Here is a 12,995-nt window from a genome sequence, read left to right on the forward strand (position 1 = left end):
GTGGAAAAGTTTAAAGGCGCCTTGCTGGTAGGCGCTCTTCGGTTGTTTGCCCTGCTGCCCTGGCGCGCGGTGCAAGCGGTCGGTTCGGCAATTGGCTGGATCATGTGGAAAACCCCCAACCGTTCCCGTGAGACGGTGCGGATCAACCTGTCCAAATGCTTCCCGGACATGGATCCGGCCGAGCGCGAGCGTCTCGTTGGACGCAGCCTGATGGACATCGGCAAGTCCCTGACCGAAAGCGCCTGCGCCTGGATCTGGCCGGCCCAGCGTTCCATCGACCTGGTGCGCGAGGTCGAAGGCCTGGAAGTGCTGCACGAAGCCCTGGCTTCGGGCAAAGGCGTGGTCGGCATCACCAGCCACCTGGGCAACTGGGAAGTGTTGAACCACTTCTATTGCAGCCAGTGTAAACCGATCATTTTCTACCGCCCGCCGAAGCTCAAGGCGGTGGATGACTTGCTGCGCAAACAGCGGGTGCAACTGGGTAACCGCGTGGCGGCGTCCACCAAGGAAGGCATCCTCAGCGTCATCAAGGAAGTGCGCAAAGGCGGCCAGGTGGGGATTCCTGCGGATCCGGAGCCGGCGGAATCGGCCGGGATCTTCGTGCCGTTCTTCGCCACCCAGGCGCTGACCAGCAAGTTCGTGCCGAACATGCTGGCGGGGCACAAGGCGGTCGGGGTGTTCCTGCATGCCCTGCGGCTGCCGGATGGCTCGGGCTACAAAGTGATCCTGGAAGCGGCGCCGGAAGACATGTACAGCACCGACACCGCCACTTCGTGTGCGGCGATGAGCAAGGTGGTGGAGCGCTATGTGGGGGCTTACCCGAGCCAGTACATGTGGAGCATGAAACGCTTCAAGAAACGCCCGCCGGGTGAGGCGCGGTGGTATTGATGTACGGCTGACTCAAGGTTGGCACAAAACAAAATGTGGGAGCGGGCTTGCTCGCGAAGGCGGTGTATCAGACACAAATTCGGTGACTGACACGACGCCTTCGCGAGCAAGCCCGCTCCCACATTGGGTTCTGCTTAAGCTTGGCGGTCGAGTTTCTTCAGGAATACGGTCATTTCCTTTTCGGCCTGCTTGTCGCCATGTGCCAGGGCCGCTTCAATACCCTTCTCCCAAGCTAACCGCGCTGCAGCGTTATCACCCTGCCCCAGCTGCGCCTTGCCCAACAGCTTCCACGCCGCCGAATACTTCGGGTCGAACTCGACGCATTTCTGCAAATGCTCGGCCGCCTTGGCGTTGTCCTTCAGATCAAGATAACCCTTGCCCAAACCAAACCGCAGCAGTGAGTTATCCACGCCCTTGGCGAGCATTTTTTCCAGGGATTCGAGCATGTCGGTCACTCCGTTTGATCAGAAAAAGCTCAGGCCCACGTGGAACAGCTTCTCCACATCGCGGATATGTTTTTTATCCACAAGGAACAGAATCACGTGGTCGCCCGTGGCGATCACCGTGTCGTCGTGGGCGATGATCACTTCTTCATCGCGAATGATTGCACCAATGGTGGTGCCCGGCGGCAGGCCGATATCGCGGATCGCCTTGCCAATCACCTTGCTCGATTTTGAATCACCGTGGGCAATCGCCTCGATGGCTTCCGCCGCACCCCGGCGCAACGAGTGCACACTGACGATATCGCCGCGGCGCACGTGGGCCAGCAAGGTGCCGATGGTCGCCAGTTGCGGGCTGATGGCGATGTCGATATCGCCGCCCTGGATCAGGTCGACGTAGGCCGGGTTGTTGATGATGGTCATCACCTTCTTCGCCCCCAGCCGCTTGGCCAGCAACGACGACATGATGTTGGCTTCGTCATCGTTGGTCAGGGCCAGGAAGATATCGGCGTCGGCGATGTTTTCTTCCAGCAGCAGATCACGATCCGAGGCGCTGCCCTGCAGGACCACGGTGCTGTCGAGGGTGTCGGACAAATACCGGCAGCGTGCCGGATTCATCTCGATGATCTTCACCTGGTAGCGGCTTTCGATGGCCTCGGCCAAGCGCTCACCGATCTGCCCGCCGCCGGCGATGACGATGCGTTTATAGGTCTCATCCAGACGGCGCATTTCGCTCATCACCGCGCGAATGTTCGCTTTGGCGGCGATGAAAAACACCTCGTCGTCAGCCTCGATCACCGTATCGCCCTGGGGCAGGATCGGCCGGTCGCGACGGAAGATCGCCGCCACCCGCGTCTCGACGTTGGGCATGTGCTCGCGCAGCTGGCGCAGTTGCTGGCCCACCAACGGCCCGCCGTAGTAGGCCTTGACCGCCACCAGCTGTGCCTTGCCTTCGGCGAAGTCGATCACCTGCAAGGCGCCCGGGTGTTCGATCAGGCGCTTGATGTAATGGGTCACCACCTGTTCCGGGCTGATCAGCACATCGACCGGGATCGCGTCGTTGTCGAACAGTCCGGCGCGGGTCAGGTACGCGGCCTCACGCACTCGGGCGATCTTGGTCGGAGTGTGAAACAGGGTGTGGGCGACCTGGCAGGCAACCATGTTCGTCTCGTCACTGTTGGTGACTGCCACCAGCATGTCGGCATCGTCGGCACCGGCCTGGCGCAGCACTGTAGGAAACGAGGCGCGGCCTTGTACGGTACGGATGTCCAAACGGTCGCCCAAATCCCGCAGGCGCTCCGCGTCGGTGTCGACCACGGTGATATCGTTGGCTTCGCTGGCCAAATGCTCGGCCAGCGTACCGCCAACCTGCCCTGCGCCGAGGATGATGATTTTCATCCGGTCACTCCCTTAAAACCATTCAGCCGCGAGCGGCGGCAATCTTGATCAGCTTGGCGTAATAGAACCCGTCGTGGCCGCCTTCCTGGGCCAGCAACTGGCGGCCATGAGGCTGCTTGATCCCGGCCTGGATGTCGAGGTCCAGTTCCCGTGCGCCGCTGGTGCGAGCAAGGAAGGCTTCGATGACTTCAGTGTTTTCGGTAGGCAGCGTCGAGCAGGTGGCGTATAGCAGGATGCCGCCTACTTCGAGGGTCGGCCACAACGCGTCCAGCAACTCGCCTTGCAGCACGGCCAGGGCGGCGATGTCGTCGGGTTGGCGGGTCAGCTTTATGTCCGGGTGGCGGCGGATCACGCCGGTGGCGGAGCACGGTGCGTCCAGCAGGATGCGCTGGAACGGCTTGCCGTCCCACCAGGTGGCGGTGTCGCGGCCGTCAGCGGCGATCAGCTCGGCGCTGAGGCCCAGGCGGGCGAGGTTTTCCCGCACACGCACCAGGCGCTTGGCTTCCAGGTCGACGGCGACGACACCGGCCAGGTCTGCTTGCACTTCCATGATGTGGCAGGTCTTGCCGCCGGGGGCGCAACAGGCGTCCAGTACGCGTTGGCCCGGGGCCAGGTCCAGCAGGTCGGCGGCCAGTTGAGCGGCTTCGTCCTGCACGCTGATCCAGCCTTCGGCGAACCCGGGCAGGTTACGTACATCGCCCGGTTCTGTAAGAACGATGCCGTCCTGGCTGTAGACGCAGGCCGTGGCCGCTACACCGGCTTCGCCAAGCAATGTGAGATAAGCGTCGCGGGTGTGATGACGGCGATTGACCCGCAGGATCATCGGCGGGTGCGCGTTGTTGGCTGCGCAGATGGCTTCCCACTGCTCGGGCCAGAACGCCTTCAGGGATTTTTGCAGCCAGCGCGGGTGGGCGGTGCGCACCACCGGGTCATGTTCCAGCTCGGCCAGCAGCGCTTCGCTTTCGCGCTGGGCGCGGCGCAGCACGGCGTTGAGCAGGGCCTTGGCCCAAGGCTTTTTCAGCTTGTCGGCGCAACCGACGGTTTCGCCGATGGCCGCGTGGGCCGGTACGCGGGTGTAGAGCAGTTGATACAGGCCCACCAGCAGCAGCGCCTCGACATCGGCGTCCGCCGCCTTGAACGGCTTTTGCAGCAGCTTGGCCGCCAGCGCCGATAAACGTGGCTGCCAGCGGGCGGTACCGAAGGCCAGGTCCTGGGTAAAGCCGCGATCGCGGTCTTCGACTTTATCCAGTTGGGTCGGCAACGAACTATTGAGGGAAGCCTTGCCGTTGAGCACGGCGGCCAGGGCCTTGGCGGCGCCCAGACGTGGGTTCATTGCGCGTCCACCGCTTGGCCGAGGACGATGCCAACGGCAAATTTCTCACGGCGGCTGTTGAACAAATCGCTGAAGTTCAGCGCCTTGCCGCCGGGCAATTGCAGACGGGTCAGACACAGCGCCTGTTCACCGCACGCTACCAACAGGCCGTCCTTGCTGGCGCCGATGATCTCGCCGGGGGCGCCCTTGCCTTCGGCCAGGGTGGCGGCCAGTACTTTCAAGGCCTCGCCATTGAGCGTGCTGTGGCAGATCGGCCACGGGTTGAAGGCACGCACCAGACGCTCCAGCTCAACGGCCGGGCGGCTCCAGTCGATGCGGGCTTCATCCTTGTTCAATTTGTGGGCGTAGGTGGCGAGGCTGTCGTCCTGCACTTCACCTTGCAGAGTGCCGGCAGCCAGGCCTGCGATGGCCTGGACGACAGCCGGCGGGCCCATTTCGGCGAGGCGATCATGCAGGCTGCCGCCGGTGTCTTGCCCGGTGATCGGGGTGGTGACTTTCAGCAGCATCGGCCCGGTGTCCAGGCCTGCTTCCATGCGCATCACGGTCACCCCGCTTTGCGTATCACCGGCTTCGACGGCACGCTGGATCGGTGCCGCGCCACGCCAGCGAGGCAGCAGCGAGGCGTGACTGTTGATGCAGCCCAGGCGCGGGATATCCAGCACAGCTTGGGGCAGGATCAAGCCGTAGGCCACCACCACCAGCAGGTCTGGCTTCAGCGCAGCCAGTTCGGCCTGGGCATCGGCGTTGCGCAGGGTCGGCGGCTGCAGCACCACAATGTTGTTTTCCAGTGCCAGCTGCTTGACCGGGCTGGGCATCAGTTTTTGCCCACGACCGGCCGGGCGATCGGGCTGGGTGTAGACCGCCACGATTTCATAAGGGCTGGCGAGCAGGGCCTTGAGGTGTTCAGCGGCGAATTCGGGGGTGCCGGCAAAAACGATGCGCAGTGGCTCGGTCATGGGAAACGTCTCACAAAAGAAAAAGGCTTGCCGGAGCAAGCCTTTGAAAGAAGGGAATCAAGCTTGCTGGCGATGCTTCTTTTCCAGCTTCTTCTTGATCCGGTCGCGTTTAAGCGTGGACAGGTAATCGACAAACAGCTTGCCGTTGAGGTGGTCGCACTCGTGTTGGATGCACACCGCCAGCAGGCCTTCGGCAATCATCTCGAACGGCTTGCCGTCACGGTCCAGGGCCTTGATCTTGACGCGCTGGGGACGGTCGACGTTCTCGTAGAAGTCGGGCACCGACAGGCAGCCTTCCTGGTACTGGCCCATCTCGTCGGTCAGGGTTTCGAACTCAGGGTTGATAAACACCAGGGGCTCGCTGCGGTCTTCGGACAGGTCCATGACCACGACGCGCTGATGCACGTCGACCTGGGTCGCGGCGAGGCCGATACCCGGGGCTTCATACATTGTTTCAAACATGTCATCGACCAACTGACGAACCTTGGCGTCCACTACGGCCACTGGCTTGGCGATGGTGCGCAGGCGTGAGTCCGGAAATTCGAGGATGTTCAAAATAGCCATAAGCGTAATTGCTGCACATGTGAGGTAAAGGCAAGTCGGCGCCGGGGATGGACCCTTGATGTGCCGGGATAAGTGCCGTGGGAAAACGTCCGAAAGCCGCGAAGGCCAAGGCGTTTCACGCGAATGCACATAATAAAGGAGATTCACCCCATGAGGAAATCGCTACTCGTCTTGCTGCTGTGGGCCCAGGCCGTTATTGCCCAGGTTCCCAAGAGCTATCCACAGCCCGGCCAACCGTTGCCGCTTCATACGCAGCAGGCCATCCAGCGCTTTTTACTGCACAACCGCATTCTCGATACCCCCCAGGAACTGGAGCACGCTCCCTATATTGTTGCAGCAGATGCCGGACGAGTATTGGGCGCCGATGGCGAGCGTATTTATGCGCGAGGTGCCCTGGACCCTGCAGTCGAAAGCTACGGGATCTTCCGTCGCGGCAAGGCCTATACCGACCCGCAAAGCCAGGAATTGCTGGGTATCAACGTCGACGACATTGGCACCGCACGTTTTGTGACGGCGGGCGATGTCAGCACGTTGGGTGTGCAGCGCGTCACCCAGGAAGTGCGGCCCGGCGACCGATTGCTCAGCCAGCAAGCGCCCACCGACCTGGCCAGCCTGGTGATTCAGATGCCTGCTCGCGCCACTGCCGGACACATCATCGACGTGCCACGGGGCGTGACGCAGATCGGCGTGCTGGACGCGGTGACGCTGAACAAGGGCCGTCGTGACGGCCTGACGGAAGGCCATTTGCTGGCCGTGGTGAAAACCGGGGAAACCGTTCGGGACCGAGTGACCGGTGCTCCGGTGAAGATGCCCGACGAGCCGGCTGGGACGCTATTGGTGTTCCGTACCTACGAAAAGCTCAGCTACGGCCTGGTGCTCAGCGCGTCGCGTTCGCTGGCGGTAATGGACCGTTTTGAGGCGCCTGAACGAAGACAATAATTAGGTTGCTAAATAAGTTACCAACAGAGTTATCCACAGCTTGTTCCGATCAAGGACGATCAAATGTTACCGACGAATGACCGTGAAATTTCCCCGGCAGAACTGGAAGCCCGACTACGCTTGCACAGGCTGCCGGAACTGGGTCCCAAGGGCTTTAAAAAACTTATCGAGGCCTTTGGTTCTGCGTCAAAAGCCATCAGCGCACCGGCCAGTGCCTGGCGCTCCCTGGGGCTCAAGGTGGCCAGCGCCGATGCCCGGCGTTGCGAGGAAGTACGTGATGGCGCCAGTGCGGCATTGGCCTGGTTGGAGCGTCCGGCCCAGCATTTGCTGATGTGGGACCAACCCGACTACCCGGCATTGCTTGCAGAATTGGATGACGCACCCCCGCTATTATTCGTCGCCGGCAACCCGGCGATTCTGGAGAAACCGCAGCTGGCGATGGTCGGCAGCCGTCGCGCCTCCAGGCCAGGAATGGATACCGCCGCCGCGTTTTCCCGCAGCCTGGCGAGTGCCGGTTTTGTCATCACCAGTGGCCTTGCCCTGGGTATCGACGGTGCTGCTCACCAGGCGGCTTTGGATGTTGGAGGACATACAATCGGCGTGCTGGGCACCGGGCTCGAAAATTTTTATCCACAGCGCCATCGACGCTTGGCCGAGGCGATGATTGCCCAAGGCAGCGCCGTTGTTTCCGAGTTTCCGTTGGACGCCGCGCCCCAGGCCGGCAACTTCCCGCGCCGCAACCGTATTATCAGTGGCCTGTCGCTTGGGGTACTGGTGGTGGAGGCCAGCATGGCCAGCGGTTCGCTGATCACCGCTCGGCTGGCGGCGGAGCAAGGGCGCGAGGTATACGCCATCCCCGGCTCCATCCATCACCCCGGGGCCAAAGGCTGCCATCAACTGATCCGCGATGGCGCGGTGCTGGTGGAAACCATCGAACACATTCTCGAAAACCTGCGTGGCTGGCAGGCCCTCTCCCGCCCGGCGCCGATTGCGGTCAATCATCCGCTGGTGGCGCTGTTGCACGCGGCACCCCACACCAGTGAAGCCCTGGCGATTGCCAGCGGCAGGGCCTTGTCCGAGGTGCTGGCCAGCCTGACGGAGCTGGAACTGGAAGGCCGGGTGATCTGCGAAAGCGGGCGCTGGCTTGCGCGCGGCTAGGTTTTGTAACGAAGATCGGTAAACTGCGCAGAGCTTTAGTCCGGAGAGTGAGTAATGGTCAACAGGTGGCGTGTGCGAGAAGCCGCACGAGAAATTCGCGCAGGCGCAGTGATTGCCTATCCAACTGAGGCGGTCTGGGGCCTGGGCTGTGACCCTTGGAACGAAGAAGCGGTGGATCGGTTGCTGGCGATCAAGGGCCGGTCTGTGGATAAGGGGCTGATCCTGATTGCCGACAATATCCGTCAGTTCGATTTTCTCTTCGAAGACTTTCCCGATGAGTGGATGGACCGCATGGCCAGTACCTGGCCTGGTCCGAATACGTGGCTGGTGCCCCATCAGGACTTGCTGCCCGAGTGGATTACCGGGGTGCATGACACGGTGGCGTTGCGGGTGACTGATCATCCGCAAGTGCGGGATCTGTGCTCGCTGGTCGGGCCACTGATTTCCACCTCGGCCAACCCGCAGGGCCGCCCGGCGGCGCGCACGCGGATTCGTGTGGAGCAGTACTTCCGCGGGCAGGTGGATCTGGTATTGGGGGGGAATCTGGGTGGGCGCAAGAACCCGAGTCTGATTCGGGATCTGGCGACGGGTGAGGTTGTGCGGCCGTCTTAAGACCGAGTCGCGGCCATCGCGGGCAAGCCCGGCTCCCACACTGATCTGCAGCGAACACAAAATTTATGTTCACCGCAGAACCAGTGGGAGCCGGGCTTGCCCGCGATGAGGCCCTTACAGGCCCCAGAGAACTAAAGCCCTAAGGCAACAGAATGGTCGACCCAGTCGTGCGCCGCGCCGACAACTCTGCCTGAGCCTTCGCCGCATCCCCCAACGAAAACCGTTGGTTAATATCAATCTGCAGCTTCCCGCTGATGATCATCGAAAACAGATCATCCGCCATCGCCTGCAGGTTTTCCGGGTTGTTGGCATAGGTCGCCAATGTCGGCCGGGTCACATACAGCGAGCCCTTGGCCGCCAGAATCCCCAGGTTGACCCCATCCACCGCCCCCGAAGCATTACCGAAACTCACCACCAGCCCGCGTGGCGCGACGCTGTCCAAGGATGTGAGCCAGGTGTCCTTGCCTACGCCGTCGTACACCACTGGGCACTTCTTGCCGTCAGTCAGTTCCAGCACGCGTTGTGCGACATTTTCCTTGCTGTAGTCGATGGTTTCCCAGGCGCCGAGGGATTTGGCCAGCGCCGCTTTTTCCGGCGAACTCACGGTACCGATCAGCTTCACGCCCAAGGCCTTGGCCCATTGGCAAGCCAGGGAGCCGACGCCACCGGCAGCGGCGTGGAACAGAATGGTTTCGCCGCCCTTCAACTCATAGGTCTGGCGCAACAGGTACTGCACCGTCAGGCCCTTGAGCATCGCGCCGGCGGCCTGTTCGAAGCTGATGTCGTCCGGCAGGTGCACCAGGTTGGCAGCCGGCAACACATGCAATTCGCTGTAGGCGCCCAGCGGGCCGCTGCCGTAGGCCACGCGATCGCCGACCTTGAATTGAGTGACTTCGCTGCCCACCGCATCAACCACGCCGGCCCCTTCCGCGCCCAGGCCCGACGGCAAGGCCGGTGGTGCATACAGGCCGCTGCGGAAATAGGTGTCGATGAAGTTCAGGCCAATGGCCTTGTTCTGCACGCGAACCTGCTGCGGGCCGGGTTCTGCCGGGGTGTAGTCCACATACTCAAGCACTTCGGGGCCGCCATGGGCACGGAACTGGATACGTTTGGCCATCTGCACTCTCCTTAAGTCATTTCGCGTAGCCCCCTATCGGACTCCTAAGCTTGATCTTCGTCAACTGTGGCAGCAGTGGGTGCAGTGGTATCCTGTGCGCCCATTTGCCGCCGATGCCCAATGGCCTCGTGTAGCGTTGCCCGATTCAAGGTGATGTCATGACTACCCGCACCGAGGCTGTCAAAGCCTACCTGCTTGACCTGCAAGACCGCATTTGCAGCGCCCTGGAAACCTTCGAGACGGACACTCGCTTCATCGAAGACGCCTGGACCCGGCCTGCCGGCGGCGGCGGTCGCACCCGTGTGATCGAAAACGGTTCGGTAATCGAGAAAGGCGGCGTTAACTTTTCCCACGTGTTTGGCAGCGGCCTCCCACCGTCCGCCAGTGCCCATCGCCCGGAATTGGCCGGTCGCGGTTTTGAAGCCCTCGGCGTGTCGCTGGTGATCCACCCGCACAACCCGCATGTGCCGACTTCCCACGCCAATGTGCGTTTTTTCATCGCTGAAAAAGAAGGCGAAGAGCCGGTGTGGTGGTTTGGCGGCGGCTTCGACCTGACGCCCTACTACGGCAACGAAGAAGACTGCATCCACTGGCACCGCGTCGCCGAACAGGCCTGCGCGCCGTTTGGCCCGGACGTGTACTCGCGCTACAAGGCCTGGTGCGACACCTACTTCCACATCAAGCACCGCAACGAACCGCGGGGCATCGGCGGTTTGTTCTTCGATGATTTGAACGAGTGGGACTTCGACACCAGCTTCGCCTTCATGCGCGCCATCGGCGACGCCTACATCGACGCCTACCTGCCAATCGTCCAGCGCCGCAAGGCCATGGCCTATACCGAGCAGCAGCGCGAATTCCAGGAATTCCGCCGTGGCCGCTACGTCGAGTTCAACCTGGTCTACGACCGCGGCACTTTGTTTGGCCTGCAATCGGGCGGGCGTACCGAGTCGATCCTGATGTCGCTGCCACCCCAAGTGCGCTGGAGCTATGACTGGAAAGCCGCCCCCGACAGCGAAGAAGCGCGCCTAACCGACTACTTCCTGCAAGACCGCGACTGGCTGGGTGTGCTGCCCAAGGCAGCGGTCTGATGGATCGTTATGTCGTCTTCGGCAACCCCATCGGCCACAGCAAGTCGCCGCTGATTCACCGTCTGTTCGCCGAACAGACCGGCGAGCAACTGGACTACAGCACCTTGCTCGCGCCGTTGGAGGATTTCACCGGCTGTGCAAAAGCATTTTTCGCACAAGGCCGTGGCGCCAACGTCACCGTACCGTTCAAGGAAGAGGCCTACCGCCTGGCCAATACCCTGACCGAACGCGCCCAACGGGCCGGCGCGGTGAATACCCTGAGCAAGCTCGGCGATGGCAGCCTGTTGGGAGACAACACCGACGGCGCCGGCCTGGTGCGGGATTTGACGGTGAATGCCGGGTTCAGCCTGCAAGGCAAACGCATCCTGCTGCTGGGCGCCGGTGGTGCGGTGCGCGGCGCGTTGGAGCCATTGCTGGCTGAGCAGCCGGCTTCGCTGATCATTGCCAATCGCACCGTGGAAAAAGCCGAATTGCTCGCCGAGCTGTTCGACGATCTCGGCCCGGTGTCCGCCAGCGGTTTCGACTGGCTGCGTGAACCGGTGGATCTGATCATCAATGCCACGTCCGCCAGCCTGTCAGGCGATGTACCGCCGATTGCCGGCAGCCTGATCGAACCCGGAAAGACTTTTTGCTACGACATGATGTACGGCAAAGAGCCTACGGCTTTCTGCCGCTGGGCCGGTGAGCAGGGCGCGGCGGTGGCAATGGATGGCCTGGGGATGCTGGTGGAACAGGCCGCGGAAGCGTTCTTCCTGTGGCGCGGCGTTCGACCGGACTCCGCGCCGGTGCTGGCTGAATTGCGTAGCCAACTGGCCTGACGCAATCCAAATGTGGGAGCGGGCTTGCTCGCGAATGCGGTGGATCAGTCGATACATACGGCGACTGTCACACCGCATTCGCGAGCAAGCCCGCTCCCACAGTTTTAACCGCATTCAGTCTTCGAAATGGATGGGGCATTGGTCGGCCCCTTCCAGTTTCTTCAGCTCTTCCACCACCTGCGGCCGGGCCTTGCGCAACGCCAGGCTGCGCCCCACTCCATTCAATCGGCGCGCTTCCTGGTGCAGCATCTCCACCCCGGAATAGTCGATGAAGTTGATCTGCTGCGCCTCGATCACCACCCGCTGGCCGTGCAGGCTTTGCAGCCGTACTTGCAGGTAATGGCTGGCGCCAAAAAAGATCGACCCGCCGACTCGCAGCACATCGTCCTCTCCGTCACGCCATTGCTGGACCCGCGGCTGTGAGGTGCGCTTGAGGTAGAAAAACAGCGACGCCAGCACCCCGGCGTAAATGGCCGTTTGCAACTCCAGCAACAGCGTGGCGATGCAGGTCAGGCTCATCACCACGAACTCTGCGCGGCTGACCCGGAACAGCGCCCGAATACCACGATGGTCGACCAACCCCCAGCAAATCAGCAGGATGCTGGCGGCCATGCTCGGGATCGGGATATGCGCAATCAATGCCGCACCGAACAGCGCGAACAACGCCACCCACAACGCGGAAAACACTCCCGCCAGCGGCGAACAGGCGCCTGCCTCATAACTCAGGCCCGACCGTGTGAAGGAACCCGCCGACAAGTACCCCGAGAAAAATCCACCGACGATGTTGGATAAACCCTGGGCGCGCACTTCCTGATTTGCATCGAGCAATTGTTGGGAGCGGGCCGACAGTGAGCGCGCAATCGACAGGCTGGTCACCAGCCCCAGCATGCCCACCGCCACGGCACTCGGCAGCAGGCGCAGGACCATGTCCAGGTCCATCGGCAGCGGGCTGAACGGTGGCAGCTTGCCGACAAATGAACTGACCCGCGCCACCTCCCCGAACATCGTCGGCCACAGCCACGGGATGAGGCTGCCCAGGGCCAGTGCGATCAACAGGGTTGGCCAGCGCGGTACCCAGAGTTTCAGCAGCACCCCCACCAGCAAGGTGCCGAGCCCGAGCACCAGTGAAGGACGATTCCACTCCCCGGCATGGTTGATCAGCGCCAGCAGACTGTTGATCGCCGTGGCCTGGCTGGGCAGGTCCAGCCCCAGCAGGTTGGGCAGTTGGCCCAGGGCGATCACCACCGCAGCGCCGAGGGTGAAGCCGAGCACCACTGAATGCGAGACGAAATTCACCAGGGCGCCGAAGCGCAGCATGCCCAACAGCCATTGGAAGACGCCGGCCAGGAATGTCAGCAACAGGATGAGTGTGATGTAGTCCTGGGAGCCGGGCACGGCCAACGGGCTGACGCTGGCGTACAGCACGATAGAGATGGCTGCCGTGGGGCCGCAGATCAGGTGCCAGGAAGAGCCCCACAAGCAGGCGATCAATACCGGGATGATCGCGGCGTACAGGCCATACTCCGGTGGAAGCCCGGCGATCAGCGCGTAGGCAATGGACTGGGGTAATGCCAGGACTGCACCGCTCAGGCCGACGACCGCGTCCCTTCCGACGCTGGCGCGGGTTTGGCGCGGGAGCCAGCTGAGGAAGGGGAAGAGTGTATGGCGGTTGGGCCAGGGCATT

Annotated in this window: 13 protein-coding genes; 6 read left to right on the plus strand and 7 right to left on the minus strand. The window is 62.3% G+C overall.

Annotated features, from left to right (window positions below):
* Nucleotides 1-888: a lysophospholipid acyltransferase gene (locus HX839_RS07615; protein WP_003213605.1), complete on the plus strand. Its 888-nt coding sequence runs from the start codon at nucleotides 1-3 to the stop codon at nucleotides 886-888.
* A 134-nt stretch (nucleotides 889-1,022) separates the two neighbouring features.
* Here the strand turns inward: HX839_RS07615 and HX839_RS07620 are convergent, their stop codons facing one another.
* From HX839_RS07620 to def, 5 genes are read right to left on the minus strand one after another with little or no spacing between them, the layout of a single operon-like run.
* Nucleotides 1,023-1,334, minus strand: coding sequence for a lipopolysaccharide assembly protein LapB (locus HX839_RS07620; protein WP_003213608.1), 312 nt, complete (start codon nucleotides 1,332-1,334; stop codon nucleotides 1,023-1,025).
* 18 nt (nucleotides 1,335-1,352) lie between these two features.
* A complete protein-coding gene (gene trkA, locus HX839_RS07625) occupies nucleotides 1,353-2,726 on the minus strand; it encodes a Trk system potassium transporter TrkA (RefSeq protein ID WP_003213611.1) in 1,374 nt (457 codons plus the stop codon).
* Nucleotides 2,727-2,748: 22 nt separating this feature from the next.
* Entirely contained in the window at nucleotides 2,749-4,059 is a 1,311-nt protein-coding gene (gene rsmB, locus HX839_RS07630; RefSeq protein WP_177066915.1) for a 16S rRNA (cytosine(967)-C(5))-methyltransferase RsmB, read from the minus strand.
* The gene (fmt, locus tag HX839_RS07635) at nucleotides 4,056-5,015 is read right to left on the minus strand and encodes a methionyl-tRNA formyltransferase (RefSeq protein WP_177066916.1); all 960 of its coding nucleotides are present in this window, start codon (nucleotides 5,013-5,015) and stop codon (nucleotides 4,056-4,058) included. Before fmt ends, rsmB begins: the two co-directional genes overlap by 4 nt.
* Nucleotides 5,016-5,072: 57 nt before the next feature.
* Complete coding sequence (gene def / locus HX839_RS07640; protein ID WP_003213617.1) at nucleotides 5,073-5,579, minus strand: peptide deformylase; 507 nt, start codon at nucleotides 5,577-5,579, stop codon at nucleotides 5,073-5,075.
* Nucleotides 5,580-5,729: 150 nt separating this feature from the next.
* Here def and HX839_RS07645 point away from each other — a divergent pair, with 150 nt between their 5' ends.
* The 3 genes from HX839_RS07645 to HX839_RS07655 all read left to right on the plus strand — a co-directional run bounded on the left by HX839_RS07645 (nucleotide 5,730) and on the right by HX839_RS07655 (nucleotide 8,288).
* Entirely contained in the window at nucleotides 5,730-6,518 is a 789-nt protein-coding gene (locus HX839_RS07645) for a peptidoglycan-binding protein (protein WP_177066917.1), read from the plus strand.
* 63 nt (nucleotides 6,519-6,581) lie between these two features.
* Nucleotides 6,582-7,676: a DNA-processing protein DprA gene (gene dprA, locus HX839_RS07650; protein WP_003213620.1), complete on the plus strand. Its 1,095-nt coding sequence runs from the start codon at nucleotides 6,582-6,584 to the stop codon at nucleotides 7,674-7,676.
* A 54-nt stretch (nucleotides 7,677-7,730) separates the two neighbouring features.
* Nucleotides 7,731-8,288: an L-threonylcarbamoyladenylate synthase gene (locus tag HX839_RS07655; protein WP_003213622.1), complete on the plus strand. Its 558-nt coding sequence runs from the start codon at nucleotides 7,731-7,733 to the stop codon at nucleotides 8,286-8,288.
* A gap of 139 nt (nucleotides 8,289-8,427) precedes the next feature.
* Here the strand turns inward: HX839_RS07655 and HX839_RS07660 are convergent, their stop codons facing one another.
* Nucleotides 8,428-9,405, minus strand: a complete 978-nt coding sequence (locus HX839_RS07660; protein WP_008439566.1) for an NADPH:quinone reductase — start codon at nucleotides 9,403-9,405, stop codon at nucleotides 8,428-8,430.
* A gap of 158 nt (nucleotides 9,406-9,563) precedes the next feature.
* On the opposite strand from HX839_RS07660, the gene hemF reads away from it, so the two are divergent.
* Together hemF and aroE are read left to right on the plus strand one after the other, a co-directional pair.
* The gene (gene hemF / locus HX839_RS07665) at nucleotides 9,564-10,493 is read left to right on the plus strand and encodes an oxygen-dependent coproporphyrinogen oxidase (protein WP_003213625.1); all 930 of its coding nucleotides are present in this window, start codon (nucleotides 9,564-9,566) and stop codon (nucleotides 10,491-10,493) included.
* On the plus strand, nucleotides 10,493-11,311 hold the full coding sequence (gene aroE / locus HX839_RS07670) for a shikimate dehydrogenase (RefSeq protein ID WP_003213626.1): 819 nt from the start codon (nucleotides 10,493-10,495) through the stop codon (nucleotides 11,309-11,311). The genes hemF and aroE overlap by 1 nt, the downstream gene beginning before the upstream one ends.
* A gap of 114 nt (nucleotides 11,312-11,425) precedes the next feature.
* On the opposite strand, the gene HX839_RS07675 is transcribed toward aroE, so the two are convergent.
* Nucleotides 11,426-12,994, minus strand: coding sequence for a SulP family inorganic anion transporter (locus tag HX839_RS07675; protein WP_003213628.1), 1,569 nt, complete (start codon nucleotides 12,992-12,994; stop codon nucleotides 11,426-11,428).
* Between the last annotated feature and the right edge of the window lies 1 nt (nucleotide 12,995).

Origin of the sequence: Pseudomonas sp. I8001 (assembly GCF_013385345.1) — a bacterium.
Classification (GTDB): Bacteria; Pseudomonadota; Gammaproteobacteria; order Pseudomonadales; family Pseudomonadaceae; genus Aquipseudomonas.